This is a genomic window from Inquilinus sp. 2KB_23, assembly GCF_052115705.1.
In the GTDB taxonomy this organism is placed as follows: domain Bacteria; phylum Pseudomonadota; class Alphaproteobacteria; order DSM-16000; family Inquilinaceae; genus Inquilinus; species Inquilinus ginsengisoli_A.
Genome location: NZ_JBFRHF010000001.1, coordinates 484,883 through 510,613 on the forward strand (window position 1 = coordinate 484,883; position 25,731 = coordinate 510,613).

Here is a 25,731-nt window from a genome sequence, read left to right on the forward strand (position 1 = left end):
CCCCGAAACGTCTTACGATTCATTGAGATTGTAACGGTGCATTTTCTTCTCCATAGTCGCGCCAATCCGGCGTGTGACGCGGAGCTTGAACAGAGAAACGCCCTCGGTCTAAACGGCGAAGCGAACAGATGAGGTCGACCATCCCCGGGTGGTCTGTTGACCGTCGCGGGATGGTCTGTGGAGGCAAATCGGCGCGAGCATGGAATATTTCCTGCAGCAGCTCATCAATGGGCTGACGCTGGGCGCGATCTACGGTCTGATCGCGATCGGCTATACGATGGTGTACGGCATCATCGGCATGATCAATTTCGCCCATGGCGAGATCTATATGATCGGCGCATTCATCGCGGTGATCGGCTTCGTCGTGCTGGGCGCCTTCGGCGTGCCCGGCGTGTCGGTGGCCCTGGCCCTGGCGATCGTGCTGATCATCTCGGTGGTGGTCACGGCGGCCTATGGCTGGACGATCGAGCGGCTGGCCTACCGGCCGCTGCGCGGCTCGACCCGGCTGGCGCCGCTGATCTCGGCGATCGGCATGTCGATCTTCCTTCAGAACTACGTCCAGCTGCTGCAGGGCGCGCGGCGCAAGCCGGTGCCGCCACAGATCCCGGGCGGGTTCCAGCTGACCTCCGGCGGCGGCTTCGACGTCAGCTTGTCCTATCTCCAGATCATCATCGTCGTCCTGACCCTGGTGCTGATGCTGGGCCTGACCTGGGTGATCAACCGCACCTCGCTCGGCCGGCAGCAGCGCGCCTGCGCCCAGGACCGCACCATGGCGGCGCTGATCGGGGTCGATGTCGGCCGCACCATCTCGACCACCTTCGTCATCGGCGCGGCGCTGGCCGCCGTGGCCGGCGTGATGGTGACGCTGTACTACGGCGTGATCGACTTCTACATCGGCTTCCTCGCCGGCATCAAAGCCTTCACCGCCGCGGTGCTGGGCGGCATCGGGTCGCTGCCGGGCGCGATGCTCGGCGGCATCCTGATCGGCCTGATCGAGGCCTTCTGGTCGGGCTACTTCTCGTCGGAATACAAGGATGTCGCCGCCTTCACCATCCTGGTGCTGGTGCTGATCTTCCGACCGTCCGGCCTGCTCGGCCGCCCCGACATCGAGAAGGTCTGACATCATGGCCACGCTTGTCCAGGCCGAGGCGGCCGCCCCCCGCGGCCTCGACCTCGTCGCCATGGCGAAGGAGGCGGGGGTCACCGCCCTGATCGCCCTGGTGCTGACCGCCCCCCTGATCGGCATCCGCACCGTGGAGCAGAGCGGGTCGCTCGGCTTCGAGACCGACTTCACCGCCGTGGCCATCGCCGTGGCGCTGGTCTTCGTCGGCCGCATCGGCATCATCCTGAACCGCGAAGGCATCGCCCGGCCGGTGCTGTGGCTCAGCCTGCTGTTCCTGGTGGTGTTCCCGCTGCCGGTGATCTACGAGCTGCTGCGCTCCGGCTTCACCCTGTTCGGGGTGCAGGTGCCGCTCGACCTGCCGCCGCTGCCGGTGCTGGACTTCCACTCCATCCCGCTGCTGGTGATCGGCACGCTCGGCTCGATGTGGCTGGCGCTGCAGGCGCTGCTGGTGCAGCGGCGCCACCGCTCCAGCCTGTCGCGGCAGGAACGCGACCGGGCGATGGACAAGATCGGGGCGAAGGTGCAGCGCGCCACCGTCTTCGTCGGCCCCATCCTGGTGCTGCTGGCGGTGGTCTTCCCGTTCACCGACCTCGCCACCCGCGCGACACTCGGCGTCGCCACCATCGTGCTGATCTACATCATGCTGGGCTGGGGGCTGAACATCATCGTCGGCCTCGCCGGGCTGCTCGACCTCGGCTATGTCGCCTTCTACGCCGTCGGCGCCTATTCCTACGCCCTGCTGTCGACCACCTTCGGCCTCAGCTTCTGGATCTGCCTGCCGCTGGCCGGGGTGTTCGCCGCCTGCTTCGGCCTGATCCTCGGCTATCCCGTGCTGCGGCTGCGCGGCGACTATTTCGCGATCGTCACGCTGGGCTTCGGCGAGATCATCCGCATCATCCTGATCAACTGGGCGCCGGTGACCGGCGGGCCGAACGGGATCAACAACATCCCGCGGCCCAGCTTCTTCGGCTTCCCCTTCGACCGCAGCCCGCCGGAGGGCCAGACCGCCTTCCACCAGCTGTTCGGCCTCGAGTACAGCCCAACCCACCGGATCGTCTTCCTGTACCTGCTGATCCTGGCCCTGGCGCTCCTGGTCAACTTCATCAGCACCCGGCTGCGGCGCCTGCCGCTGGGCCGGGCGTGGGAGGCGATCCGCGAGGACGACATCGCCTGCCAGTCGCTCGGCATCAACCGCACCAACCTGAAGCTGGCGGCCTTCGCCACCTCGGCGATGTGCGGCGGCTTCGCCGGCAGCTTCTTCGCGACCTACCAGGGCTTCATCAGCCCGGAGAGCTTCTCCTTCATCGAATCCGCCATCATCCTGGCCATCGTCGTGCTCGGCGGCATGGGCAGCCAGCTCGGCATCGTCGTCGCCGCCTGCCTGATCATCGGCCTGCCCGAGGCGTTCCGCGGCCTCGACCTGTACCGCATGCTGGTGTTCGGCCTGTGCATGGTCGGCATCATGGTGTGGCGGCCGCGCGGCCTGCTGGCCCATCGCGACCCGACCATCCTGCTGAACCGCAAGAAGGGAGCCTCGTCATGACCCTTCTGACCATCGAGCGCATCTCGATGCGCTTCGGCGGCCTGGTCGCCATCGACAACGTGTCCTTCGACATCCGCGCCGGCGACATCACCGCGGTGATCGGGCCGAACGGCGCCGGCAAGACCACGCTGTTTAACTGCATCACCGGCTTCTACAAGCCGACCGCCGGGCGGATGACCCTGCGCGCCGAGGACGGCCGCGAGTTCCTGCTCGAGCAGATCCCCGGCTACCGCATCGCCAAGGAGGCGCGGGTCGCCCGCACCTTCCAGAACATCCGGCTGTTCGCCGGCATGAGCGTGCTGGAGAACCTGATGGTGGCCCAGCACAACCGGCTGATGAAGGCCTCGGCCTTCTCCTTCGCCGGGCTGTTCGGCCTGCCGGGCTTCCGGCGGGCGGAGCGCGAGGCGGTGGACAAGGCGAAGTTCTGGCTCGACAAGCTCGGCCTGACCGCCCAGGCCGACGATTCCGCCGGCAGCCTGCCCTATGGCGGCCAGCGCCGGCTGGAGATAGCGCGGGCGATGTGCATCGACCCGGTGATCCTGTGCCTGGACGAACCGGCCGCCGGCCTCAACCCGCGGGAATCGCAGGAGCTGAACGGCCTCCTGCGCGCCATCCGCGACGAGCACAACACCAGCGTGCTGCTGATCGAGCACGACATGAGCGTCGTCATGCAGATTTCCGACCACATCGTGGTGCTCGACCACGGCAAGAAGATCGCCGACGGCACGCCGGACCAGATCCGCAGCGACGAGACGGTGATCCGCGCCTATCTCGGCGAGCCGGAGGAGGAAGACCTGCCGCCGGAGATCGCCGCCGATGTGGCTGCCGTGACCGGGGCCGCCGCCACCGGGGAGGTGCGGCGATGATGCTGTCGCTGCAGGGCGTGCACACCTTCTACGGCGCCATCGAGGCGCTGCGCGGCGTCGACGTCGAGGTCAAGGAAGGCGAGATCGTCACCCTGATCGGGGCCAACGGCGCCGGCAAGTCGACCCTCCTGATGACGATCTGCGGCAATCCGCAGGCGCGACAGGGGGCGGTGCTGTTCGACGGGCGGGAGATCACCCGGCTGCCGACCTTCGAGATCGTGCGCCGCGGCGTCGCCATCTCGCCGGAAGGGCGGCGGATCTTCCCGCGCATGACGGTGATGGAGAACCTCAGGATGGGCGGCCTCACCGCCGATCCCGCCACCTTCGACCGCGACCTGGAGCAGATCTTCACCCTGTTCCCGCGGCTGAAGGAGCGGCAGGCCCAGCGCGGCGGCACGCTGTCGGGCGGCGAGCAGCAGATGCTGGCGATCGGCCGGGCGCTGATGAGCCAGCCGCGGCTGCTGCTGCTGGACGAGCCGTCGCTCGGCCTGGCGCCGATGGTGGTGAAGCAGATCTTCGAAGCGATCCGCGCCATCAACCGGGAGAAGGGCATGACCGTCTTCCTGGTCGAGCAGAACGCCTTCCACGCGCTGCGGCTGGCGCATCGCGGCTACGTCATGGTCAACGGCCGGGTGACGATGAGCGGCACCGGCCGGGACCTGCTGGCCAACCCGGAAGTCCGGGCCGCCTATCTCGAAGGCGGGCATTGAGGAGATCGCCATGGAACAGATCCTCGGCAGCTCCATCGGCGACTTCATCTTCGTCAGCCTGATCCTCGGCGGCGGGGCCGGGTTCCTGACCGGCCAGGGCCAGGCCCAGGGCTGGGCAAAGGGGCGCAAGGTCATCCCCTTCGTGATCCTGATCGCCTGCGCCACCCGGTTCCTGCACTACGCCCTGTTCGGCGGAACGCTCTTGTCGCCGACCGGCTTCATCATCGATCTTGTGTGGATCGGGGTGTGCGCGACGGTCGCCTTCCGGATGACCCGGGCGGCGAAGATGGTCCGGCAGTATCCGTGGCTCTACGAGCGTGCCGGGCTGTTCGGCTGGCGCGACCGGCCGTCGGCCACACGGTAAGACGCCGGTCCCTCGGGGCCGGTGGAAAGCAAGGTCCGGCGGGAGCGTCCCGCCGGGCGAAGAACTGGGAGAGCGATCTGATGACGAGATTGAACCGAGTCCTCCTGGTCGGCGCGGCCCTGGCCGCTCTGGCGACGACTCCGGCCCTGGCCGATGTGAAGATCGGCCTCGGCGCGCCGCTGACCGGGCCGAACGCGTCCTTCGGCGAACAGATGAAGCGCGGCACCGATGCGGCGGTGAAGGCGCTGAACGACGCCGGCGGCGTCAACGGCCAGAAGATCACCGTGGTCTATGGCGACGATGCCTCCGACCCGCGCCAGGGCGTGGCCGCGGCGAACGAGCTGGTGGGCGAGGGCGTCGTGGCCGTGATCGGCCACTTCAACTCGTCGGTCTCGATCCCGGCCTCGGCGATCTATGCCGAGGAAGGCGTGGTCCAGATCACCCCGGCCTCGACCAACCCGCAGCTGACCGAACAGGGGCAGAAGACCACCTTCCGCACCTGCGGCCGCGACGACCAGCAGGGCGACGTCGCCGGCGCCTTCATCGCCGACAAGTACAAGGGCCGCAACGTCGCGATCCTCCAGGACCAGACCACCTACGGCAAGGGCCTGGCCGACGCCACCAAGGCGGCGATGAACAAGGCCGGCCTGACCGAGAAGCTGTACGAGGGCATCACCGTCGGCGAGCGCGACTTCTCGGCCGTGGTGTCGAAGATGAAGCAGGCGAACATCGATGTGATCTATTTCGGCGGCCTGCACAACGAGGCCGGCCTGATCCTGCGCCAGGCGCGCGAGCAGGGGATGAACGCCCAGTTCATCTCGGGTGACGGCATCGTCACCCAGGAGTTCTGGGGCATCACCGGTGACGCCGGCAAGGGCGTGCTGATGACCTTCGGCGCCGACCAGCGCACCTCCCCGGCGGCCAAGGACGTGGTCGCCAAGTTCAAGGCCGACAACTACGAGCCCGAGGGCTACACCCTGTACAGCTACGCCGCGGTCCAGGCCTGGGCCGAGGCCGCGACCAAGGCGAAGAGCTTCGAGGGGCCGAAGGTCGCCCAGGCCCTGCATGACGGCACCGCGTACAAGACCGTGCTGGGCGAGCTGGCCTTCGACGCCAAGGGCGACCGCGTCAAGACCGACTACGTGTTCTACATCTGGAACAGCGGCAAATACGCCGAAGCCACCCCGGGCGAACTGGCCAAGATCGGCGCGAAGTAAGACTTAAGTCGAGTTTTCCGCCCTTCTGCGGCCCGGCGGAGCGATCCGCCGGGCCGTTTCTATGTCATATGATTGATCGGCGCGCCGTTCCGTGCTGTAACGGATTTGAGATATCGCAGTGCAGCAAAGAGGCCAGCCGATGCAGCCGCCCGCCTCTCCGATCGCCATCGAGCCCCGTGGGCTCGACCGGGAGTCACTGAAGCGCGACATTCTGGAGTGGCTGGTCTACGCCGTGGGCCGCGAGATCCACCGCGCCACCCGCCACGACTGGTTCGCCGCCACCGCCCTGGCCGTACGCGACCGCCTGGTCGACCGTTGGATGGAATCGCAGCACCAGGAAGAGGCGACCGACGGCAAGCGGGTCTACTACCTCAGCCTGGAATTCCTGATCGGCCGGCTGATGGCCAATGCGCTGACCAATCTCGGCCTGTACGAGACCTGCCGCGACGCGCTGTCGGATTTCGGCGTCGACCTCGGCGCGGTGCTGGAGGTCGAGCCTGACGCAGCCCTGGGCAATGGCGGTCTCGGCCGCCTCGCCGCCTGCTTCCTCGACAGCATGGCAACGCTGGGCATCGCCGGTACCGGCTACGGCATCCGCTACGAATACGGGCTGTTCGAGCAGCAGTTCGACCGCGGCTGGCAGGTCGAATACCCCGAGGACTGGCTGAAATTCGGCAACCCCTGGGAGTTCGAGCGGCCGGAGATCGCCTACCCCATCGATTTCTACGGCAAGGTCGAACCCGGCGAGCCGGGGCCCGACGGCAAGCCGACGGCGCGCTGGCAGGGCAGCCAGCGGGTGCTGGCCGTGGCCTACGACACGCCGGTGGTCGGCTGGGGCGGCGCCACGGTCAACACGCTGCGGCTGTGGTCGGCCAAGCCGGTGCGCGAGTTCGACCTCGTCAAGTTCAACTCCGGCGACTACATGAAGTCGGTCGAGGACAAGATCCTGTCCGAGATCCTGTCGCGCGTGCTGTACCCCAACGACAACACCCCGGCGGGGCAGGAGCTGCGGCTCAAGCAGGAATACTTCTTCACCTCGGCCTCGCTGCAGGACGTGCTGCGCCGCCATCGCATGCACCATGACGGCTATGACGACCTGCCCGAAAAGGCGGCGATGCAGCTGAACGACACCCATCCGGCGATCGCGGTGCCGGAGCTGATGCGCCTGCTGATCGACCGGCACCGGCTGGACTGGGACCGGGCGTGGAAGATCACCACCGGCTGCATCAGCTACACCAACCACACGCTGATGCCCGAGGCGCTGGAGACCTGGCCGGTCGCGCTGCTGGAACGCGTGCTGCCGCGGCACCTGCAGATCATCTACGAGATCAATGACCGCTTCCTGAAATCCTCGCGCGTGATCGCCAAGGACCCGAGCCGGCTGGGCAGCCTGTCGCTGATCCAGGAGGGCTGGGACCGGCGGGTGCGGATGGGGCCGCTGGCCTTCCTCGGCAGCCATCGGGTCAACGGCGTCTCGGCGCTGCACACCCAGCTGATGCGCGAGACGGTGTTCCGCGACCTCAACGAGGAATTCCCCGGCCGCATCACCAACAAGACCAACGGCATCACCCCGCGGCGCTGGCTGGTGCAGGCCAACCCGAACCTGGCCCAGCTGATCCACAACATGATCGGCACCGGCTGGGAGGACGACCTCGAGCGGCTGTCGGCGCTGCGCGGCAAGACCGAGGACACCGCCTTCCGCGAGGCGTTCTGGGCGGTGAAGCGCCGCAACAAGGCGCTGCTGGCCCACCACATCGCCGAGATCGCCGATGTCCGGGTGTCGGGCGACGCGCTGTTCGACGTCCAGGTCAAGCGCATCCACGAGTACAAGCGCCAGCTGCTGAACATCCTGCACGCGGTGGCGCTGTGGCAGGAGATGGGCGACGACCCCGACGCCACCTGGACGCCGCGGGTCAAGATCTTCGCCGGCAAGGCCGCCCCGGGCTACGCCATGGCCAAGCTGATCATCAAGCTGGCCAACGACGTCAGCCGGGTGGTCAACAACGACCGTACCATCCGCGACCAGCTGAAGATGGTGTTCCTGCCGAACTACAACGTCACCCTGGCCGAACGCATCATCCCCGCCGCCGACCTGTCGGAGCAGATCTCGACCGCCGGGATGGAGGCGTCGGGCACCGGCAACATGAAGTTTGCGCTGAACGGCGCGGTCACCATCGGCACGCTGGACGGAGCCAATGTCGAGATCGCCGAACGCGTCGGTGCCGACAACATCCTGATCTTCGGCATGACCGCGGCCGAGGTGGCGGCGAAGCGGACCCAAGGCTACGACCCCTCGGCGGTGATCGCGGCCGATCCCCGCCTGGCCCGCGCCGTGGCGGCGATCGAGGACGGCACCTTCTCCCCGGACGATCCCGGCCGGTTCCGGCCGATCACCGACGCGCTGCGGCACAGCGACTGGTTCCTGGTGGCGGCCGACTTCGCCGCCTATTGGGAGGCCCAGGCCCGCGCCGCCACCATCTACCGCGACCGCGCCGGCTGGACCCGCATGGCCATCCTCAACACCGCCCAGGTCGGCTGGTTCTCCTCCGACCGCACCGTGCGCGACTATGCCGAGGAGATCTGGGGCGTCTGGCCGCCACTGGCCCGCGCCGCGGAGTAGGCGACGCGTTACTGATGGGACTTTTTCAGAATTCCCAACCTCGTCATTGCGAGCGTAGCGAAGCAATCCATCGGGCAGCTTGTGCAGGCCGATGGATTGCTTCGTCGGCTTCGCCTCCTCGCAATGACGGCTGGGGATATCGCCCTTGCGTGGTGGGCGTCGGGCGCTGAGACTGCGGCCGTCCCCGAATCCGGCCATGGATCCGTCCGCATGCGCGCTGCCCGACCCCTGCTCCGCCTCGCCGTCGCCGCCCTCCTGCTGGCCGGTTTCCTGCCGGCGACCGCCCGGGCGCAGGCCGGGGCGCCGGCGCAGGGCCCGGGCCTGGCCGCGCATGGCGATCCGAAATACCCGGCGGATTTCACCCATTTCGCCTATGCCAACCCCGATGCGCCCAAGGGTGGGGAGCTGCGCCAGGCGGTGGTCGGCAGCTTCGACACGCTGAACGCCTTCATCATCGGCGGCCAGACCGACCAGGTCCGGCTGATCGTGCCGCCCTACAACTTCGCCAGCCTGATGACGCGCGGCTGGGACGAGCCCTTCACCCTCTACCCCTATGTCGCGGACCGGGTGGAGGTGTCGGACGACCGGCTCACGGTCACCTTCCACCTCAACCCCAAGGCGGTGTTCCATGACGGCACGCCGCTGACCGCCGACGACGTGATCTTCAGCTGGCAGACCCAGGGCACCAAGGGCCGGCCCAACACCCGCAGCCTCTACGAGGAGATGGCGGGGATCGACCGGGTCGACGACCGCACCGTGCGCTTCCGCTTCAAGCCGGGCATCGCGCGCGAGGACCCGCTGGTTGTCGCCCTTCAGCCGATCCTCAGCAAGGCCTGGTACACGGCCCATGCGTTCGACCAGCCCAGCCTCGACCCGCCGCTCGGCGCCGGGCCCTACACCATCGGCACGGTCGATGCCGGGCGCAGCATCACCCTGAACCGGGTGAAGGACTGGTGGGGCGAAAACCTGCCGGCGATGAAGGGCCTCTACAATTTCGACCGCATGCGCTTCGACTTCTACCTCGACGCCGACACCGCGCTGGAGGCGTTCAAGGCCGGGGCCTACAACTGGCGGCGCGAGGCCAATGCCGAGAAGTGGACCGACGGCAACTACGACTTCCCGGCGGTCCAGGACGGGCGGGTGACGCTGCTGACCCTGCCGCAATACCGGTCGGTCGGCATGATGGGCTTCGCCATGAACACCCGCCGGCCGATCTTCGCGGATCCGCGGGTGCGGCGGGCGCTGGTCCTGGCCTTCGACTTCGACTGGGTGAACAAGACCCTGCTGGGCGGCCAGTACAAGCGCGACGACAGCTTCTTCGCCAATTCGGCGCTGGCGGCCACCGACACGCCGAAGGGGGCGGAGGCGAAGCTGCTGGAGCCGTTCCGCGCCCAGCTGCCGCCGCAGCTGTTCAGCGAGGCCTACACCCTGCCGGTCAGCGACGGCAGCGGTCGCAACCGCGAGAATCTGCGCGCCGCCCAGGCGCTGCTGGCCGAGGCCGGCTGGACCATCAAGGACAATGCGCTGGTCGATGCCGGCGGCGCGCCGTTCCGCTTCGAGATCCTGCTGCAGAACAAGAGCTACCAGCGCGTCGCCCTGGCCTATGCCGACCAGCTGCGCCGCCTCGGCATCCCGGCGTCGATCCGCCTGGTCGAGAGCGCGCAATACGCCAACCGCGTCGGCACCTATGATTTCGACATGATCCTCAACACCTGGATCACCACCCTGTCCCCCGGGGTGGAGCAGTCGGGCTACTGGGGCAGCGGCTCGGCCGACGTGCCGGGCACGCGCAACTATCCCGGGGTGAAGAGCCCGGTGGTCGACGCCATGATCAAGGCGGTCACCAGCGCGGACAGCCAGGAGGACCTGCAGACCGCGGTGCACGCGCTCGACCGCGTGCTGCTGTGGGGCAATTACGTGGTGCCGCTCTACTATCTCGACCGCGACTACATCGCCTATTGGGGCGACCTTGGCCGCGTCACCACCGTAAACCCGACCTACGGCACCGTGCTCGAATCCTGGTGGTCGAACGCGAAGTAGGGGCTCGCGGCCGCGGCGGACCCCGTGCAATTAATGGCAATTGCTGGGAACCCAGTCCGCAACTATGGGTTTCCCAAGCTCCTGCAGCCGGTGCTCGCCGATGCGGGATCGTCCGAAAAAGCCCAAGGAGCATTCCGTGAAGCGTATTTTCCTCGCCGCCGCCGTGGCCTCGCTGCTGGCATCGCCCGCTTTTGCCGCCTGCACCGATGACGCCCAGGCCCAGGCGCAGAAGGTCATGACCCTGAGCCAGGCCCTTCAGGGCAAGACGACGGCCTCGAAGGACGAGCAGTGCTCGTCGATGAAGGAAGTCATGGCCGAGACCAAGAAGCTGACCGACATCTACAAGGGCTGCCAGGCCGACCTGAAGCTGACGGACGACCAGCTGAAGCAGCTCGACCAGCAGGTCTCGACCGGCGACCAGGCCTACACCGCCCAGTGCGGCGGCTGATCTCCGCGACTCCCTGAATGAAAAGCCCCGGCCGTGCGGCCGGGGCTTTTTCATGTCAGATCTCGCGCGCCAGCGCCGCCTCCAGGACGGCGGTCCGCAGCGCGCTGGACAGGTTGCCGTCCGGGTCGCGCGCCGCGTCGATCGCCTCGACCAGCCGGTTGACCGGCAGGCCCCGCCGGGCGGCCAGGCGGCCGAGGGCGTCCCAGAACCCGGGCTCCAGCGACACGCTGGTGGCGTGGCCGGCGATGTTGACCGACCGCTTGCGGACGCCGCTCGCCACCGGCCCGCCCCGTCAGAGCCCGTTTGGAAATGCGCTGATGTGAGTCGGCTGGCGGTGGTTTCGAGAACCGGCGCGCAGCGGACGTTTGGGTCCGTGAGCACCGGAAGCCTCGAGCCCGCCGTCAGACGGCCACAGCAGTAGCATTTCCATACGGGCTCTCAGGCGTTGGGGCCGACCATGGTCTCCGGCCGCACCCACTCGTCGAACTGCTCGGCGGTCAGCAGGCCGAGCGAGATCGCCGCCTGCTTCAGCGTGGTGTTCTCGGCATGCGCCTTTTTCGCCACCTTGGCGGCGTTGTCGTAGCCGATATGCGGGTTCAGCGCGGTCACCAGCATCAGCGATTCATGCAGCAGCTGCTCGATCCGGTCGGTGCGGGCCTCGATGCCGACGACGCAGTTGTCGGTGAAGCTGCGGCAGGCGTCGGCCAGCAGGCGGATCGACTGCAGCAGGTTGTAGATGATCACCGGCTTGAACACGTTCAGCTCGAAATGGCCGGTGGCGCCGGCAAAGGTGACGGTGACGTTGTTGCCCATCACCTGGGCGCAGACCATGGTCATCGCCTCGGACTGGGTCGGGTTGACCTTGCCCGGCATGATCGACGAGCCGGGCTCGTTCTCCGGCAGGTGGATCTCGCCGATGCCGCAGCGCGGGCCGGAGCCGAGCAGGCGGATGTCGTTGGCGATCTTCATCAGCGACGTCGCCAGGGTGTTCATCACGCCCGAGGCCTCGACGCAGGCGTCATGCGCGGCCAGCGCCTCGAACTTGTTCGGCGCGGTCTTGAACGGGAAGCCGGTGATGCTGGCGGCATGGGCGGCGAAGGCCTCGGCGAAGCCCTCCTTGGCGTTCAGCCCGGTGCCGACGGCGGTGCCGCCCTGGGCGAGGTCCAGCAGATGCGGCAGGCAGCCCTTCACCCGGGAAATGCCCAGCTCGATCTGGCGGGCATAGCCGGAGAACTCCTGGCCCAGGGTCAGCGGCGTGGCATCCTGCAGATGGGTGCGGCCGATCTTGACCAGGTCCTTGAACTCCGACGCCTTGGCGGCCAGGGCGCCGTGCAGGTGCTCCAGGCTCGGCAGCAGCTCATGGCCGATCTGCTCGACCGCGGCGATGTGCATCACCGTCGGGAAGCTGTCGTTCGAGGACTGGCCGCGGTTGACGTGGTCGTTCGGGTGCACCGGCTTCTTCGACCCGATCTCGCCGCCCAGGATCTCGATGGCGCGGTTCGAGATCACCTCGTTGGCGTTCATGTTGGTCTGGGTGCCCGACCCGGTCTGCCACACCACCAGCGGGAAATGGTCGGCCAGGGTGCCGTCGATCACCTCTTCCGCCGCGGCGACGATGGCGTTGCCGATCGCCGGGTCCAACTCGCCCAGCGCCATGTTGGCCTGGGCCGAGGCCTTCTTCTGGATGCCCAGGGCCCGCACCAGCGGGGCCGGCATGCGCTCGCCGCCGATCTTGAAGTTCTGCAGGCTGCGCTGGGTCTGCGCGCCCCAGTAGCGGTCGGTCGGGACGTCGACGGCGCCCAGGCTGTCGGTCTCTTTGCGGAAGGCGGTTTCGGCGGCCATCGGACGGCTCCGGTTTCCATCAGGGTGTCGGTTCGGCGGGTTTGCTAGCACGAAAGCGCATGGGACGGTAGCGCCCGGCGGCTGGTCGCCGTCGGCCAGCGGCGCTAGGCTCCGATGCGGGATCCGATGCAGCGGAGCGAGGCCCATGTCCGACCACCACGATCATGATCACGACCACGACCACGAGGGCAGCGAGCTGTCCGACACCGCGCTGCGGGTCCGGGCGCTGGAATCGGTGCTGGTCGAGAAGGGCTATGTCGACCCGGCGGCGCTCGACGTCCTGGTCGAGACCTACGAGACCCGGATCGGGCCGCGCAACGGCGCCCGCGTGGTGGCCAAGGCCTGGGCCGACCCGGCCTATCGCGACCGGCTGCGGGCCGACGCCACCGCCGCGGTCGCCGAGTTCGGCTTCAGCGGCCGCGGCGGCGAACACATGATCGCGGTCGAGAACACGCCCGACACCCACAACCTGATCGTCTGCACTTTGTGCTCCTGCTACCCCTGGCCGGTGCTGGGCCTGCCGCCGGTCTGGTACAAATCGGCGCCCTACCGCTCGCGCGCCGTGATCGACCCGCGCGGCGTGCTGGCCGATTTCGGCGTGACCCTGCCGGCCGAGACCCGGATCCGGGTGTGGGATTCGACCGCCGAGACCCGCTACCTCGTGATCCCGATGCGCCCCGCCGGCACCGAAGGCTGGGACGAGGCGGCGCTGGCCGATTTGGTCAGCCGCGACAGCATGATCGGCGCCGGGATCGCGCGTGAACCGGGGATGCAGCCATGAATGGCGGCCAGGATCTCGGCGGCATGATGGGCTTCGGCCCGGTGGTGCCGGAGCCGGAGCATGTCCGCTTCCACGCCGATTGGGAAAAGCGCGTCCTGGCCATGAACCTCGCCGTCGGCGCGCTGCGGCGCTGGTCGATCGACGCCAGCCGGCATGCGCGGGAGACCCTGCACCCGGTCGACTACCTATCCTCCAGCTACTACCAGATCTGGCTGAAGGGGCTGGAGAAGCTGCTGCTGGCCGATGGCTTGGTGACGGCGGCGGAGCTGGCGGCCGGGCATGCCATCGACCCCGCATTGCCGGTGCCGCCGGCGCTGCAGGCGGACCAGGTGGCGGGCGTGCTGGCGCGCGGCACCAACTATCAGCGGCCGCAGGCGGCGCCGGCCCGCTTCGCCCTGGGCCAGGCCGTCCGCACCCGCAACCTTCACCCCACCGGCCACACCAGGCTGCCGCGCTATGCCCGCGGCAAGGCCGGGGTGGTCGACCGCGTGCATGGCGTGTTCGTGCTGCCCGACGCCCGGGCCCATGGCACGGACGAGGATCCGCAATGGCTCTACACCGTGCGCTTCACTGGGCCGGAGCTGTGGGGCGAGGGCGCCGACCCGACGCTGGAGGTCTCGATCGACGCCTGGGAGGGCTATCTTGACCCGGCATGACTCGGTGACCGCCGCGCTGGCCGGCACGGCGCCGCTGCCGCGCGACCGCGACGGCCCGGTCTTCGCCGAACCCTGGCAGGCCCAGGCCTTCGCCATGGCGGTGGCGCTGCGCGACCGCGGCGTCTTCACCTGGGACGAATGGGCGGCGGCGCTGGGGGCGGAAATCGCCCGCGCCCAGGCCGCCGGCGACCCCGATGACGGCAGCCGCTACTACGAGCACTGGCTGGCCGCGCTGGAGCATCTGGTGGTGGCGAAGGGCGCCGCCGACAGCGACACTCTGCGGCACCGCAAGGCGGCCTGGGACCGGGCGGCGCGGGCCACGCCGCATGGCGCGCCGATCCTGCTGGAGAACGATCCGTTGTCCTGATGTCGCCGCGTAGGTTGGGTTCGCTTTGCGAACCCAACATGTCGAGGCCGGGACCGGTGTTGGGTTCGCAATCGCGAACCCAACCTACGATTCTAGACCGAAGGGGAAGACCCATGACGATCACGCTGCACAACCCGGCCGGCGTCGCCGCGCCGTTCTCGCGCTACAGCCATGGCGCCTCGGCCCCGGCCGGCGCGCGCTGGCTGCACATCTCCGGCCAGGTCGGCGCCACCCCCGACGGCACCGTGCCGGAGGATCCGGAACGGCAGATGGAGCTGGCCTGGGACAACCTGCTGGCGGTGCTGGCCGATGCCGACATGGCGGTCACCGACCTGGTCAAGGTCGACGGCTTCATCATCCGGCCCGACCTGCTGCCGCTGTACCGCAGCGTGCGCGAACGCCGGCTGGCCGGGCACGCCACCGCCTCGACCCTGGTGATCGTCGCCGGCCTCGTCGTGCCCAGCCTGCTGGTGGAGATCCAGGCGGTGGCGGCCAAGTAGGAACGGCGAGGCCGTAGGTTGGGTTCGCATCGCGAACCCAACACCGCGCCGCCGGAGCCATTGTTGGGTTCGCGATGCGAACCCAACCTACGAAACGACCTTCAGATCTTCGCCGCCTTCAAAATCCGGTCGCGGTAGTCGGCGACGGTGCTGACCTTCAGCCCCTCGATCTTGCCGCCGTCGTCCCAGCGCCGCAGCCGCACCGCGGCGTCGACCTGGGGGTGGCGGGCGAATTCGGCGACCTCCGCGGCGCTCATCGGCCCGCCCTGCTTGCCGAGGGAATGGACCGAGGCGGCGGACAGCACGTCGAGGTAGCTGGGCTCGACGGCGCAGAGGTAGCGCTTGGCGGCGACATGCAGCCGGGCCGGCTCGCTGATCTCCGGCCCGAAGCGGGCGGCCAGCCAGTCGCCGCCGGCGCCGTCATGCTTGTGATAGCCATAGGCGTCGTCGGCCAGCTCGAGGAAATGGCCGATGTCGTGCAGCAGGGCGGCGACCACCAATTCGTCCGGCGCGCCCTCGTGCTCGGCCAGGGCCGCGGCCTGCAGCCCGTGCTCCTGCATGGTGACGCCCTCGCCATAGGTGTTGTGGCCATGGGCGGCGAACAGGCCTTCGATCTCGGCCAGCAGCGGATGCAGCGTGTCGCTCATCGGGACGCCTCCAGGCTGAACAGGGTGCTGGTCAGCCCGTCCGTGTCGGTGTAGCAGCCCTGCAGCCAGCGGCGCCCGGCGGAGAAGCCGCGGCGGCCGTGCAGCACGCGGCGGTTCTCGACGATGAACAGGTCGCCAGGCGCCAGGCGGAAGCCGACGGTCAGGGCGGGGTCGTGCAGCAGCCGGCCGAAGCGGCGATAGGCGTCGTAGAAGGCCTCGACCTCATCGGGGTCGAGGTCGAAGGGCGCGATCGAGCGATTGTTGTAGCGCACCGCCTTCACGTCGCCGTCGGCGTCCAGCTCGATCAGTGGCGCCTTGGCGCGCAGGTCGACCTTGCCGGCTTCGACATAGCGGAACGGCACCGCCCGGCGGGTCAGCAGGGCGAAGGCGTCCGGCGCCTCGCGCCGCAGCCGGTCGGCGGCGGCGAAGCCGTCGACCACCACCGATTCGCCGCCCTCGGGCGCCGCCTCCAGGCAATGCAGCAGCTGCATCTGCGGCACCGGATCGCGATAGGGGTTGTCGGTGTGGTTGCCCAGCGACAGGGCGGTGAAGGCCAGGTTCTGCGCCTTCTCCACCGCCACCACGTCGAACAGCCGGCCGTAATTGGTCTCGCGGACATGGCCGAAGATCTCGACCACCCTGCACACCATGCCCGGCTCGGTCGGCACGCCGCGCAGCAGGGCGAAGCCGTGGTCGTGGACCTGGCGCAGCCAGGCGGCGCGGGCGCCGTCATCGGCCAGCACCGCGGCGTAGTCGCCAGACGGCGGCGCCGCGGCCAGGCCCGCATCCCACAGCACCGGCTTGCGGCGGCGCTCGGCGCGCGAGGCCGGGTCCAGCGCATGGGCCCGCAGCCAGGCGGCGGTGAAGCGCGCCGGGTTGTCGAAGCCGGCGAGGTGGATCTCGACCGATCCGTCGGCCGCCAGCGCCGCGGCGCGGAGGACGATGCCCTCGGGCAGGTCGATGGCGTCGAACAGGCGCTGCCCGTCCGGCCGGTCGCGGCGGTCCGGCCGGTTGTCGGCCAGCCAGATCGCGGGATAGGGGCTCTCGCGCCCATCCGACCAGCGGATGGTCAGGCGGCTGGGCGTGTGGTGCAGCGTCGCGATCCCGATGTCGTCGGTGGTGATCGGGCGCGCACTGGCAATCGGGCGGGCGGCGACGGTGGGCATGGCGGCCTTGAGGCTGGAGTGGCTGAGACCGAAATTGCGACTCCTCAATGCATAAGTCCAATTCGGGATTCCCATGTTATCTATAGGTCATGCCAATGAATCTGATGCAGTTGCGCGCCTTCCATGCGGTGGCCACCCAGTCCAGCTTCACCCTGGCGGCGCGGACGCTGGGCCTGACCCAGCCGACCCTGTCGCAATCGGTGAAGGCGCTGGAGGAACGCTACGGCGTGCTGCTGTTCGAACGCAGTTCGCGCAAGGTCCAGCCGACCGAGATGGGGCGGCGGCTGTTCCGGCTGACCACCCGGCTGTTCGACACCGAGCAGGAGGCGGCGACGCTGCTGGAGGGGTCGGCCCAGCTGGCGCAGGGGCTGCTGCAACTGGGCGCCGACAGCCCCTACTACGTCATGCCGCTGATCGCGGAGTTCGACCGCCGCCACCCCCAGGTCGAGATCCGGCTGTCGATCGGCAATGCCGGCGCGGTGCTGGAGGACCTGTCCGAGGCGCGGCTGGACGTGGCGCTGCTGTCGAACCCGCCGGTCGATCCGCGCTTCCACATCGCGCCGCTGTATCGCGACCCGGTGCGGCTGATGCTGCCGGCTGGCGACGCCCTGGCCGCGCTGGATGCGGTGCCGGCCGCTGCGCTGGCGGGCCGACGGCTGGTGATGCGCGAGACCGGGTCGATGACCCGGCGCACGGTCGAACGCGGCCTGGCCGAGGCCGAGATCGTGCCCGCCGCGGTGTTCGAGGTCACCGGCCGCGAGGCGGTGCAGGAGGCGGTGGGCCACGGCCTCGGCATCGGCTTCATCTCCGAGGGCGAAATCCGGCCCGACCCCAGGATCGCGATCCGGCCGCTGGGCGACCGGGGGTGGCAGACCGACGAATACGTGCTGTGCCACCGCGACCGCCGCCGCTTCCCGGCGATCCGCGCCTTTATCGAGCTGGCGGTGGCCGCCGCTGCCGATGTTCAGGTCATAGGGTGATCGCGCCCTGATTGACCGACCGGACCAGGAAGTCGGCGCTGATCTCGAAGCGGCTCGGCTCCGTCGGCCCGCCCCAGATCCAGCCATCCTCCATGAAGTACCCAGCCAGGGCGGAATAGTCGGCATAGAGCGGATTGCCGGGGTTGGCGGGGTCCATATAGGGCAGGACCTTGTGGTCGATCATCAGGTCGATGGTGCCGCCCCAGGCCTGCGACGAGATCCGGTTGGTGCCGCGGATCAGCTTGGCGCAGATCATCCCGGCGGTGTCGAGCCGGCCGTAGAGGTCGGGGTTGTCGGCCTTGATCTTGTCGAGGATGTCCTTGAGCGAGGCGACGGCCGGCTTCAGCCCCTGCACCTGGAACGGCCCGACATTGGCATCCTCGACATTGCTCAGCAGCCGCTTGTTGGTCGGCGCCTGGCAGGTCTCGCTCAGGCTGGCGGCCGGCTGCCCGAACAGCGCCAGGTACAGCTTCTCCGGCACCGGGCTGCCGCCGACGAAGCCGCGGGCCGGCGGCGTGGCCGGCGCGGCGGGGGGCAGCAGCCGGTCGACATCGATGCCGGCGGCCGTGGCCATCTGCAGGATGTTGTCCTTGTAGCGGTCGAGCACCCCGACCTTGGCGTAGAAGGCCAGGTGGGCGAGGTTGTCCTTGGGGTCGTTGGCGGTCAGGGATCGGTCGATGATCTCGAAGGCGAAGCGCTGCTGCTCAAGACCGATGGCGCCTTCGACCCGCCGGCTCTCAATGCTCAGGCCCCGCACCAAAGAAAAGCTCTGGGTCACCAGGACCACGGCGATGGCGCAAAGGGCACCGACGCAAGCGGCCAAGGCTTCGGGACGGCGGAGCGTCCGAAGCAATGCCGCGCCAAGGTCCCGCATTCCTTGCCTCCGGCCAATTCCCGCAAATATGCAGGAATGATGCCGGAGAATATCTATTTATGCAACTTTGGCCCCGGGACCAGCCGGTTGACATGCCCCATCTTGCGGCCAGGGCGCGGCGCGCCTTTGCCGTAGAGGTGCAGGCGCGCGCCCGGCTCGGCCAGGAAGTCCGGCCAGCGCAGCACGTCGTCGCCGATCAGGTTCTGCATCACCGCATCGGAATGGCGCGCGGTCGACCCCAGCGGCAGGCCGCAGACGGCGCGGACCAGCTGCTCGAACTGGTCGCAGGCGCAGGCATCCTGGGTCCAGTGGCCGGAATTGTGCGGCCGCGGCGCCAGTTCGTTGACCAGCAGGCTGCCGTCGCGCGCCTCGAACAGCTCGACCGCCAGCAGCCCGACCATGTCGAGCGCGGTGACCAGGGTGCGGGCGATCCGCTCGGCCTCCTCGGCGCGCTCGGGCGACAGGTCCGGGGCCGGGGCGATCGTCTCGGACAGGATGTGGTCGCGGTGCCGGTTCTCGACCGCGGGGTAGCACACCACCGACCCGTCGACGCCGCGGGCCGCGATCACCGACAGCTCGCGGGCGAAGTCGACGAAGCCCTCCAGCACCGACGGGCGCCCGCCCAGCTGCTGCCAGGCCGCCGCGGCATCTTCGGGCCGGCGGATCACCGCCTGGCCCTTGCCGTCATAGCCCTCGCGCCGGGTCTTCAGCACCGCCGGGGTGCCGATCGCGGCGACGGCCGCCGCCAGCTCCTCGGCCGAGCCGACCGCGCGCCAGGGGGCGGTGCCGATGCCGTGGCGGTTGGCGAAATCCTTCTCCGCCACCCGGTCCTGGCACACCGCCAGCCCGTCCGGGCCCGGCCGCACCGGCACCCGCGCCGCCAGGTGCCGCACGGTCTCGTACGGGATGTTCTCGAATTCGTAGGTGACGACGTCGACCTGGGTGGCGAAGACGTCCAGCGCCGCATGGTCGGTGTAGGCGGCCAGGGTCGACCGGTTGGTGACCTGGGCGCAGGGGCTGTCCAGGTCCGGGCACAGCACATGGGTGCGGTAGCCCAGGCGGGCGGCGGCCAGCGCGGTCATGCGACCCAGCTGGCCGCCGCCGAGCATGCCGATGACGCTGCCGGGTGGGAGAGGGGGAGCGCTGGTCATTCGTCCTTCGGGTGTTCGGCCACGGCGGCGGTCTGGCGGCGGCGCCAATCGTCCAGCGCGTCGGCCACGGCCGGATCGCTCAGCGCCAGGATCGCGGCAGCCAGCAGCGCGGCGTTGATCGCCCCGGCGCGGCCGATCGCCAGGGTGCCGACCGGGATGCCGCCGGGCATCTGCACGATCGACAGCAGGCTGTCCATGCCCTTCAGCGCCTTGCTCTCGACCGGCACGCCCAGGACCGGCAGCGGCGTCAGCGCCGCCGTCATGCCCGGCAGGTGCGCGGCGCCGCCGGCCCCGGCGATCACCACCTTGACGCCGCGGTCGCGGGCACTGCCGGCAAAATCATACAGCCGCTGCGGCGTGCGGTGGGCGGAGACGATGTGCGCCTCATGGGCGATGCCCAGCAGCGCCAGGGTCTCGGCGGCGTGGCGCATGGTCTCCCAGTCGGACTGGCTGCCCATGATGATCGCCACGGGGGCGACGGGTTCGGCCATGGGTCGGATGATCCTCGGTCTGGCGGGCGAAGGGGTGCGGTCAGGCGATGATGGTGGTCAGGCGATGATATCGGGCAGGATCCGGCTCTCGATCATGGTGATCTGATCCTTGAGCAGCAGCTTGCGCTTCTTCAGGCGCTGGATCTGCAGCTGGTTCATGGGCCCGTCCGCGGTCAGCCGGTCGATGATCTCGTCAAGATCGCGGTGCTCGATCCGCAATGCGGCGAGCTTCTCCTGCATCGACTCGATGTCGATCATTCCCTCCGTCGACCTTTCATGCGGATCCCGGTACAGCGGCCGGGATCATAGCGCAGCCAGCCCCCGGACCGGAACGCGTTTGATGCGGGGGAGGCGCCCGGCCGCCGCATCAATGAGACCATCTGTAAATGCACCTGGTGCGGCCGTCTGACGGCGGCCTCTGCGCTTCCGGTGCTCGACGAGACCAAACGTCCGCTGCGCTCCGGTTCTCGATTCCACCGCCAGCCGACTCACACCAGCGCATTTCCAAACGGTCTCTGTACCGTGCCCGGCGCATCCCGGTACAAGGGGAAGACCGGAGTGTGGGGGAAGTGGGAACACGGCCATGGCGGGCGAAAAGCGCATCGGCATCCTGACCAGCGGCGGCGACTGCGCCGGGCTGAACGCGGTGATCCGCGCGGCGGTGTGCCGGGCCGACGGGCTGGGCTGGACCGTGATCGGGATCAAGGAGGGCACCTCCGGCCTGCTGTCGCGGCCGCTGCGCTACGAGGTGCTGACGCCGGACAAGATGACGACCGCGGTGATGCGCCAGGGCGGCACCATCCTCGGCACCACCAACAAGGGCGACCCTTTCGCCTTCCCGATGGCCGACGGCACGCTGAAGGACCGGTCGGTCGAGATCATCGGCGGCTATCACGAACTCGGCCTCGACGCGCTGATCGGGGTCGGCGGCGACGGCAGCCACCTGATCCTGCGCCGGCTGGCGCAGCAGGGCGGCTTCAACTATGTCGGCATCCCCAAGACCATCGACAACGATGTCGGCCTGACCGAGGTCTCGGTCGGCTTCGACACCGCGGTGGCGGTGGCGACCGAGGCGCTGGACCGGCTGCAGCCGACCGCGGCCAGCCACGCCCGGGTGATGGTGCTGGAGGTGATGGGCCGCGACGCCGGCCACATCGCACTGGCGGCCGGCATCGCCGGCGGCGCCGACGTCATCCTGATCCCGGAGATCCCGTTCTCGATCGACTCCGTCGCCGACAAGATCCGCGACGTGCGCAAGACCGGCCGCAACTTCGCGCTGGTGGTGGTGTCGGAAGCGGTGAAGACGATCGACGGCACCAAGGTGCACAAGGACTATCACGGCGGCGAGAAGCGCTTCGGCGGCATCGGCGACTATGTCGCCTTCAAGATCGCCGACACCACGGGGGCGGAAACGCGGGTGACGGTGCTGGGCCATGTCCAGCGCGGCTCGATGCCCAGCTGGCGCGACCGGCTGATCGCCTCGGCCTTCGGCGCCCATGCGGTCGACCTGATCGCCGAGGGCAAGTTCGACCGCCTGGTCGCCTGGTCCGACCGCCGGGTGATCGACGTGCCGCTGCAGGACGCGATCGCCGAATACCAGGACATCAAGCACGACGACGCGCTGCTCAAGACCGCGAGGGCGCTGGGGATCTGCCTGGGGGATTGAGGTGAGGGCTGATAAAGGCGTTCTGTAGGTTGGGTTCGCGTCGCGAACCCAACCTCCGACCGTCGATACGGCTGCTGGGGCGTTGGCGGGGATCCGATCGATCCCAGTCGGTCTTCGAACGCCCCTACGGTTATTGAAGCGGTTCAACCTCGTCATTGGCGATCCGTTGCCGGGCCGCCGTGATCATGTCCAGGATGCCCGCATCACACCTCATGGCCTTCCGGGCCGCAGAAACCTCGCTCTCGAGTTGAGCGGTGATCCTCTCGAGTTCGGCCAGATAGAGGGGGTGGCATCGTCGCGGAGCCGCTGCTGATCGAGGGCGACCTTCACGGCCTGATGCGCGAAGATGCGGGCAAAGAGTATTCCCCACGCTTCCTTGATCTGATCAGGCATAGGGGATCCTGCAAAGAATTGAGGCTGTCGATATGGCAGCGCACCGCCTGCCCGATGCGAATCGTGCAGGCGCCGCCGATTTCGTAAGCATAATGTTCATTGCGCTCATCTGTTTCATTTGTTCATGATATGTTCCATGAAAGAGCTGCCCGTCGATTTCGACCCCAGGCCGCTGTCTGGGGGATGGAGGCGAGGGCATGTATCGCGCCGTTCCCGTTCGTCCTCCGGGGAGATCATGGATGGAGGCAGTCATGGACGAACGACCGGTGATCAAGACGCGGCGCAAGGGCAGGAGCCAGACGCAGAGCATGCTGATTCCGAGCGAGGCGATGGTCGCCGACGCTCTCCGGGCGGCCCGGCCCGGCCTGGTGTCTGATCCGGCGGAGCTGAGACGCGCACTCGCCAGGGCATACGGGGCGGATGCCTGCTGCCCGGTGACCGTGCAGCGGCACCTGGTGCGTATCAGCCAGGACGGCGGCGCTCCCTTCTGGCGCGTGGTGGATCCCGACCGGCCCTTCGCCCGACGCATGGCCGGCGGACCGGAGCGGATTCGCGAAAGACTGGCCGCCGAACGCTGACCCGGCCGAATTACGGGTGAGAGTGCGCAATTTTGGCGTGGCTCTGGCGAGCTGAGTGCTCAGCGGGCTGGTCTAGTATCCGCCGGTCGGCCCTGATGGGGCCCGCGCGGGCTCCGCCGGATCCGTAAACATAATGTTCATTGCGCTCATCTGCTTCATTCGTTCATGATATGTTCCATGAAAGAGATGCCCGCCGATTTCGACCCCCAGGCCTATGGCCGCAACTGCGCGCTGCAACAGGCCGAGATGCTCACGCGGCTGGCCGAGATGGGCATGCAACTGGCCGAGTCGGCCGGTGCCCGCATCCTCGGCGGCCAAGCGCCGGAGGCCCAGCCTGCCGCCGCGGCCGCGCCGGCCGAGGCCCCGGCGGGCCTGGCGGCCCCGGCCGGAGATCCCGGTCTCGCCTTCGTCCGCTATGCCCATCTGGTGCGCCAGACCGTGGCCCAGCGCGCCCGCGCCGTGCAGGACATGTGCGCCCGCGACGGCGGCCACGAGGCCCGCCGCACCCGCCACCGCGAACAGGTCGAGACCGCGATCGACAGCCTGGTGTGGGGCGATGTCGAGGACCGCGACCGCGCCGCCGCCCTCGACATGCAGGTCAACCAGGCGTTTGCCGACCTGTATGGCGACCGCGAGGACCCGGTCGAGGACCGCCCGGTCGGCTCGGTCGTGACCGGGCTGGTCTGCGGCCTCGGCCTCGCCAGGAAATGGAGCCGCCGGGCGCGGCATCGTGTGAGCCGGCCGCGTCCGGGCCGGCCGGGCGGCAGCGCGGAGGAGATCGCGGCCGAGCGCGCCCGCCGCCAGGCCGCCGTCACCGCCAGGGTCGAACTGGCCATCGACGAACTCGCCGAGCCCGCCCTGGCCGCCGACATCCGGGCCGGGCTGGCGGTGCGGCTGCAGGAGCCCGATGTCGAGAGGCTGATCGACACCGAGAGCACCGCCACCGCCGTGGTCCGCCTCTGCCGCTCCCTCGGTTTCGACATCGAGGGCAACCTCGACATCCCGCTCGACCCCGCCGTGCCGCCCGACAGCAGCTGAGGGGCGAGTCGGCCGTCTGGGGCGGAGTTGCGGCCTGCGGGACCTTTTCAGAATATGCCGAGCCCGCTCCTTTCCTGTCCCCCCTCCCCTTGCGGGAGGGGGGTAGGGGGAGGGGTCTGCGCGCGTCCGCGCGCGAATGCGCAAAGGACAGGCTTCGGCGTCGGAGCCGGATTGCCGGAGTCCGGGCCGGTTCTGGGCATTGAAAACCCCCTCCCCCTACCCCCTCCCGCGAGGGGAGGGGGGACTCAATAAGGCTCGATCGCCTCCCTTTACCCCAGCACCCGCACTGCATCACCCACCCGGATCTCGCCGGGCGCCTCGACCGTGCACAGCACGCCGAGATGGGTGGCATTGCTCCTGGCGATCGCCATCAGCACCGCCGGGTCCTGCGGCAGGCTGCCCTGGGCCAGGGTGGTGAAGGCGCAGCGCACGCAGGGGTCGGCGATGCGGATCCGCGCGTCGCCGATCGCCACCGCGCGGCCGATCCAGCCGGTCTCGGCGAAGCCCTCCGCCCCCGGCAGGTCGAGCACCAGGTTCGGCCGGAACCGGCGCACATCGATCGCGCTGTCCGGCAGGATGGCCTGCAGCGCCGCCAGCGAGGCGGTGGTCAGCAGGTGGATCGGGTGGCGCTCATAGCGCGGCTTCAGCGGCCCGGCCGTCGCGGTCTCGGCCGCGTCGGGTCGGTGCGGCCGTAGCAGCACGGGAAAGCCGAAATGGTCGGCCAGGGCGTCCCCGGCGGCGTCGGGCGGCAGGCTGCGCCCGTCCGGGAAGTCGAGGCGGAGGCCATCCTCGCCGAGCCGGGCCCGGATCTGCGGCGCCGGCCGCCAGCGGCGCTTCGATTCGGGACAGGCGGTCTCGCCGCTGTCGCGGTCCGCCAGGCCCCAGGCCCGGTCGCCCGCCAGCCCGGTGGCATCGACGGCGCAGGCCGCGAGCGCCTCGCCGCCGAGCGAGCTGACCGGATAGCGCCACAGCGCCGTGACCCGCCCTTCCATCACATCCCCGCTTCTGTCCTCGCTGCATCATGGAGGAAGAAAAGGCAGGGGCAACCCGACGATCGATGAGGTGGTTGGGGTTCGCCTTGGCGCGTCCAACCCTGCCCAGGCTGCCTTCCACTGTCATGCCACGGCTTGACCGTGGCATCCAGGGGCGGCCAGAGCGGCTCTTGGTGGTCCCTGGATTGCCCGGTCAAGCCGGGCAATGACAGTGGAAATTGTGGCGCGCCAGACGGTTGCCACTCACCGACCCGGCTAACGGTCCAGCCGGTGCACGTCGTGGGTGACGACGCCGATTTCGGGCGACGGCCGGTCCAGGCGGCGCGGGTCGGCCAAAGTGCGGCGGATGTCGTCGAGGCCGCTCTGCCAATGCTCGCGCATCGCGTCCAGCCCGAACTCGTAGTCCTTGGAATGGCCCTCATAGGCCTTGGTCTGGTAGATCAGGTGGACGATGTTGTAGGCGTGCGGGCAGGCCAGGTCGGCGATGGCCTTGATCTCCGGGTCCTGCTTCGCCTCCTCCGGCAGCTTCTCCATCACCCGCTGCAGCGCCTGGCGCATCTTCTGCATCTGCATCATGTAGGTGGTGATGGCGCGGGTGCGGCTGGAATACTGGATGTCCTTCTGCCGGCTCGACACCTCCATCAGGTCGTCGGGCAGCCGGCCCTTGGCCGACCACAG

27 protein-coding genes are annotated in these 25,731 nt (G+C 69.0%); 17 read left to right on the plus strand and 10 right to left on the minus strand.

Annotated elements, in window-relative coordinates; all coding sequences use genetic code 11:
• Window positions 1–199: 199 nt before the first annotated feature.
• The 9 genes from AB4112_RS02135 (at window position 200) to AB4112_RS02175 (ending at window position 10,931) form a co-directional block, all read left to right on the plus strand.
• The gene (locus AB4112_RS02135) at window positions 200–1,120 is read left to right on the plus strand and encodes an ABC transporter permease subunit (protein ID WP_309800548.1); all 921 of its coding nucleotides are present in this window, start codon (window positions 200–202) and stop codon (window positions 1,118–1,120) included.
• A gap of 4 nt (window positions 1,121–1,124) precedes the next feature.
• Window positions 1,125–2,666 carry a high-affinity branched-chain amino acid ABC transporter permease LivM gene (gene livM, locus AB4112_RS02140; RefSeq protein ID WP_309800551.1) on the plus strand — a complete coding sequence of 514 codons (1,542 nt, stop codon included), beginning with the start codon at window positions 1,125–1,127 and terminating at the stop codon, window positions 2,664–2,666.
• Window positions 2,663–3,532, plus strand: a complete 870-nt coding sequence (locus AB4112_RS02145) for an ABC transporter ATP-binding protein (RefSeq protein WP_309800553.1) — start codon at window positions 2,663–2,665, stop codon at window positions 3,530–3,532. Before livM ends, AB4112_RS02145 begins: the two co-directional genes overlap by 4 nt.
• Window positions 3,532–4,242 carry an ABC transporter ATP-binding protein gene (locus tag AB4112_RS02150; protein ID WP_441716915.1) on the plus strand — a complete coding sequence of 237 codons (711 nt, stop codon included), beginning with the start codon at window positions 3,532–3,534 and terminating at the stop codon, window positions 4,240–4,242. The genes AB4112_RS02145 and AB4112_RS02150 overlap by 1 nt, the downstream gene beginning before the upstream one ends.
• Window positions 4,243–4,252: 10 nt before the next feature.
• Window positions 4,253–4,606 carry a DUF6867 family protein gene (locus AB4112_RS02155; RefSeq protein WP_309800555.1) on the plus strand — a complete coding sequence of 118 codons (354 nt, stop codon included), beginning with the start codon at window positions 4,253–4,255 and terminating at the stop codon, window positions 4,604–4,606.
• A gap of 80 nt (window positions 4,607–4,686) precedes the next feature.
• Entirely contained in the window at window positions 4,687–5,823 is a 1,137-nt protein-coding gene (locus AB4112_RS02160) for a branched-chain amino acid ABC transporter substrate-binding protein (RefSeq protein ID WP_309800557.1), read from the plus strand.
• Window positions 5,824–5,962: 139 nt separating this feature from the next.
• Window positions 5,963–8,443 carry a glycogen/starch/alpha-glucan phosphorylase gene (locus AB4112_RS02165; protein ID WP_309800559.1) on the plus strand — a complete coding sequence of 827 codons (2,481 nt, stop codon included), beginning with the start codon at window positions 5,963–5,965 and terminating at the stop codon, window positions 8,441–8,443.
• A 210-nt stretch (window positions 8,444–8,653) separates the two neighbouring features.
• Window positions 8,654–10,483 carry an extracellular solute-binding protein gene (locus AB4112_RS02170; protein WP_441716878.1) on the plus strand — a complete coding sequence of 610 codons (1,830 nt, stop codon included), beginning with the start codon at window positions 8,654–8,656 and terminating at the stop codon, window positions 10,481–10,483.
• 136 nt (window positions 10,484–10,619) lie between these two features.
• A complete protein-coding gene (locus AB4112_RS02175; RefSeq protein ID WP_441716880.1) occupies window positions 10,620–10,931 on the plus strand; it encodes a hypothetical protein in 312 nt (103 codons plus the stop codon).
• A gap of 55 nt (window positions 10,932–10,986) precedes the next feature.
• Here AB4112_RS02175 and AB4112_RS02180 read toward each other — a convergent pair whose 3' ends face one another.
• Window positions 10,987–11,211 carry a ribbon-helix-helix domain-containing protein gene (locus AB4112_RS02180; RefSeq protein WP_441716882.1) on the minus strand — a complete coding sequence of 75 codons (225 nt, stop codon included), beginning with the start codon at window positions 11,209–11,211 and terminating at the stop codon, window positions 10,987–10,989.
• A 158-nt stretch (window positions 11,212–11,369) separates the two neighbouring features.
• Window positions 11,370–12,773, minus strand: coding sequence for a class II fumarate hydratase (fumC, locus tag AB4112_RS02185; RefSeq protein WP_441716884.1), 1,404 nt, complete (start codon window positions 12,771–12,773; stop codon window positions 11,370–11,372).
• Window positions 12,774–12,918: 145 nt separating this feature from the next.
• On the opposite strand from fumC, the gene nthA reads away from it, so the two are divergent.
• The 4 genes from nthA (at window position 12,919) to AB4112_RS02205 (ending at window position 15,077) form a co-directional block, all read left to right on the plus strand.
• Window positions 12,919–13,554: a nitrile hydratase subunit alpha gene (nthA, locus tag AB4112_RS02190; RefSeq protein ID WP_441716886.1), complete on the plus strand. Its 636-nt coding sequence runs from the start codon at window positions 12,919–12,921 to the stop codon at window positions 13,552–13,554.
• Window positions 13,551–14,210: a nitrile hydratase subunit beta gene (gene nthB, locus AB4112_RS02195; protein WP_441716888.1), complete on the plus strand. Its 660-nt coding sequence runs from the start codon at window positions 13,551–13,553 to the stop codon at window positions 14,208–14,210. The genes nthA and nthB overlap by 4 nt, the downstream gene beginning before the upstream one ends.
• Window positions 14,197–14,577: a nitrile hydratase accessory protein gene (locus tag AB4112_RS02200; protein ID WP_441716889.1), complete on the plus strand. Its 381-nt coding sequence runs from the start codon at window positions 14,197–14,199 to the stop codon at window positions 14,575–14,577. Before nthB ends, AB4112_RS02200 begins: the two co-directional genes overlap by 14 nt.
• 113 nt (window positions 14,578–14,690) lie before the next feature.
• A complete protein-coding gene (locus AB4112_RS02205; RefSeq protein WP_441716891.1) occupies window positions 14,691–15,077 on the plus strand; it encodes a RidA family protein in 387 nt (128 codons plus the stop codon).
• Between the two features lie 101 nt (window positions 15,078–15,178).
• On the opposite strand, the gene AB4112_RS02210 is transcribed toward AB4112_RS02205, so the two are convergent.
• Together AB4112_RS02210 and tmpA are read right to left on the minus strand one after the other, a co-directional pair.
• Complete coding sequence (locus AB4112_RS02210; RefSeq protein WP_441716893.1) at window positions 15,179–15,724, minus strand: HD domain-containing protein; 546 nt, start codon at window positions 15,722–15,724, stop codon at window positions 15,179–15,181.
• Window positions 15,721–16,890: a 2-trimethylaminoethylphosphonate dioxygenase gene (gene tmpA, locus AB4112_RS02215; RefSeq protein WP_441716895.1), complete on the minus strand. Its 1,170-nt coding sequence runs from the start codon at window positions 16,888–16,890 to the stop codon at window positions 15,721–15,723. The genes AB4112_RS02210 and tmpA overlap by 4 nt, the downstream gene beginning before the upstream one ends.
• Before the next feature lie 95 nt (window positions 16,891–16,985).
• Between tmpA and AB4112_RS02220 the strand changes: the two genes are divergently transcribed.
• Window positions 16,986–17,870 carry a LysR substrate-binding domain-containing protein gene (locus AB4112_RS02220; protein WP_441716896.1) on the plus strand — a complete coding sequence of 295 codons (885 nt, stop codon included), beginning with the start codon at window positions 16,986–16,988 and terminating at the stop codon, window positions 17,868–17,870.
• On the opposite strand, the gene AB4112_RS02225 is transcribed toward AB4112_RS02220, so the two are convergent.
• The 4 genes from AB4112_RS02225 to AB4112_RS02240 are packed head-to-tail and all read right to left on the minus strand — an operon-like array spanning window position 17,860 to window position 20,644.
• Window positions 17,860–18,744 (minus strand): hypothetical protein, encoded by an 885-nt coding sequence (locus tag AB4112_RS02225; RefSeq protein WP_441716898.1) that lies wholly within the window; start codon window positions 18,742–18,744, stop codon window positions 17,860–17,862. The genes AB4112_RS02220 and AB4112_RS02225 overlap by 11 nt on opposite strands.
• Window positions 18,745–18,797: 53 nt before the next feature.
• Complete coding sequence (locus AB4112_RS02230; protein WP_441716900.1) at window positions 18,798–19,895, minus strand: 5-(carboxyamino)imidazole ribonucleotide synthase; 1,098 nt, start codon at window positions 19,893–19,895, stop codon at window positions 18,798–18,800.
• Complete coding sequence (gene purE, locus AB4112_RS02235; protein ID WP_441716902.1) at window positions 19,892–20,386, minus strand: 5-(carboxyamino)imidazole ribonucleotide mutase; 495 nt, start codon at window positions 20,384–20,386, stop codon at window positions 19,892–19,894. Before purE ends, AB4112_RS02230 begins: the two co-directional genes overlap by 4 nt.
• A gap of 57 nt (window positions 20,387–20,443) precedes the next feature.
• Window positions 20,444–20,644 carry a YdcH family protein gene (locus tag AB4112_RS02240; protein ID WP_309800586.1) on the minus strand — a complete coding sequence of 67 codons (201 nt, stop codon included), beginning with the start codon at window positions 20,642–20,644 and terminating at the stop codon, window positions 20,444–20,446.
• 325 nt (window positions 20,645–20,969) lie between these two features.
• On the opposite strand from AB4112_RS02240, the gene AB4112_RS02245 reads away from it, so the two are divergent.
• The 3 genes from AB4112_RS02245 (at window position 20,970) to AB4112_RS02255 (ending at window position 24,061) form a co-directional block, all read left to right on the plus strand.
• Window positions 20,970–22,052 carry an ATP-dependent 6-phosphofructokinase gene (locus AB4112_RS02245; RefSeq protein WP_441716904.1) on the plus strand — a complete coding sequence of 361 codons (1,083 nt, stop codon included), beginning with the start codon at window positions 20,970–20,972 and terminating at the stop codon, window positions 22,050–22,052.
• Between the two features lie 644 nt (window positions 22,053–22,696).
• Window positions 22,697–23,023, plus strand: a complete 327-nt coding sequence (locus tag AB4112_RS02250; protein ID WP_309800590.1) for a hypothetical protein — start codon at window positions 22,697–22,699, stop codon at window positions 23,021–23,023.
• Between the two features lie 177 nt (window positions 23,024–23,200).
• On the plus strand, window positions 23,201–24,061 hold the full coding sequence (locus AB4112_RS02255; RefSeq protein ID WP_441716906.1) for a hypothetical protein: 861 nt from the start codon (window positions 23,201–23,203) through the stop codon (window positions 24,059–24,061).
• Between the two features lie 269 nt (window positions 24,062–24,330).
• On the opposite strand, the gene AB4112_RS02260 is transcribed toward AB4112_RS02255, so the two are convergent.
• On the minus strand, window positions 24,331–25,053 hold the full coding sequence (locus AB4112_RS02260; protein WP_441716908.1) for an MOSC domain-containing protein: 723 nt from the start codon (window positions 25,051–25,053) through the stop codon (window positions 24,331–24,333).
• A gap of 255 nt (window positions 25,054–25,308) precedes the next feature.
• On the minus strand, window positions 25,309–25,731 hold a 423-nt coding region (locus AB4112_RS02265), incomplete at its 5' end, for a DUF3734 domain-containing protein (protein ID WP_441716909.1).

Bases quoted from the DNA above. Each gene is read 5' to 3' on its own strand.
- nthB (WP_441716888.1), top strand. From the start codon at position 13,551: ATGAATGGCGGCCAGGATCTCGGCGGCATGATGGGCTTCGGCCCGGTG.
- AB4112_RS02170 (WP_441716878.1), top strand. From the start codon at position 8,654: ATGCGCGCTGCCCGACCCCTGCTCCGCCTCGCCGTCGCCGCCCTCCTG.
- AB4112_RS02210 (WP_441716893.1), bottom strand. From the start codon at position 15,724: ATGAGCGACACGCTGCATCCGCTGCTGGCCGAGATCGAAGGCCTGTTC.
- AB4112_RS02205 (WP_441716891.1), top strand. From the start codon at position 14,691: ATGACGATCACGCTGCACAACCCGGCCGGCGTCGCCGCGCCGTTCTCG.
- AB4112_RS02225 (WP_441716898.1), bottom strand. From the start codon at position 18,744: ATGCGGGACCTTGGCGCGGCATTGCTTCGGACGCTCCGCCGTCCCGAA.
- fumC (WP_441716884.1), bottom strand. From the start codon at position 12,773: ATGGCCGCCGAAACCGCCTTCCGCAAAGAGACCGACAGCCTGGGCGCC.
- purE (WP_441716902.1), bottom strand. From the start codon at position 20,386: ATGGCCGAACCCGTCGCCCCCGTGGCGATCATCATGGGCAGCCAGTCC.
- AB4112_RS02260 (WP_441716908.1), bottom strand. From the start codon at position 25,053: ATGGAAGGGCGGGTCACGGCGCTGTGGCGCTATCCGGTCAGCTCGCTC.
- AB4112_RS02230 (WP_441716900.1), bottom strand. From the start codon at position 19,895: ATGACCAGCGCTCCCCCTCTCCCACCCGGCAGCGTCATCGGCATGCTC.
- livM (WP_309800551.1), top strand. From the start codon at position 1,125: ATGGCCACGCTTGTCCAGGCCGAGGCGGCCGCCCCCCGCGGCCTCGAC.
- AB4112_RS02150 (WP_441716915.1), top strand. From the start codon at position 3,532: ATGCTGTCGCTGCAGGGCGTGCACACCTTCTACGGCGCCATCGAGGCG.
- AB4112_RS02160 (WP_309800557.1), top strand. From the start codon at position 4,687: ATGACGAGATTGAACCGAGTCCTCCTGGTCGGCGCGGCCCTGGCCGCT.
- AB4112_RS02135 (WP_309800548.1), top strand. From the start codon at position 200: ATGGAATATTTCCTGCAGCAGCTCATCAATGGGCTGACGCTGGGCGCG.
- AB4112_RS02165 (WP_309800559.1), top strand. From the start codon at position 5,963: ATGCAGCCGCCCGCCTCTCCGATCGCCATCGAGCCCCGTGGGCTCGAC.
- AB4112_RS02240 (WP_309800586.1), bottom strand. From the start codon at position 20,644: ATGATCGACATCGAGTCGATGCAGGAGAAGCTCGCCGCATTGCGGATC.
- AB4112_RS02155 (WP_309800555.1), top strand. From the start codon at position 4,253: ATGGAACAGATCCTCGGCAGCTCCATCGGCGACTTCATCTTCGTCAGC.
- AB4112_RS02145 (WP_309800553.1), top strand. From the start codon at position 2,663: ATGACCCTTCTGACCATCGAGCGCATCTCGATGCGCTTCGGCGGCCTG.
- AB4112_RS02220 (WP_441716896.1), top strand. From the start codon at position 16,986: ATGAATCTGATGCAGTTGCGCGCCTTCCATGCGGTGGCCACCCAGTCC.
- AB4112_RS02245 (WP_441716904.1), top strand. From the start codon at position 20,970: ATGGCGGGCGAAAAGCGCATCGGCATCCTGACCAGCGGCGGCGACTGC.
- AB4112_RS02255 (WP_441716906.1), top strand. From the start codon at position 23,201: ATGAAAGAGATGCCCGCCGATTTCGACCCCCAGGCCTATGGCCGCAAC.
- tmpA (WP_441716895.1), bottom strand. From the start codon at position 16,890: ATGCCCACCGTCGCCGCCCGCCCGATTGCCAGTGCGCGCCCGATCACC.
- nthA (WP_441716886.1), top strand. From the start codon at position 12,919: ATGTCCGACCACCACGATCATGATCACGACCACGACCACGAGGGCAGC.
- AB4112_RS02250 (WP_309800590.1), top strand. From the start codon at position 22,697: ATGGACGAACGACCGGTGATCAAGACGCGGCGCAAGGGCAGGAGCCAG.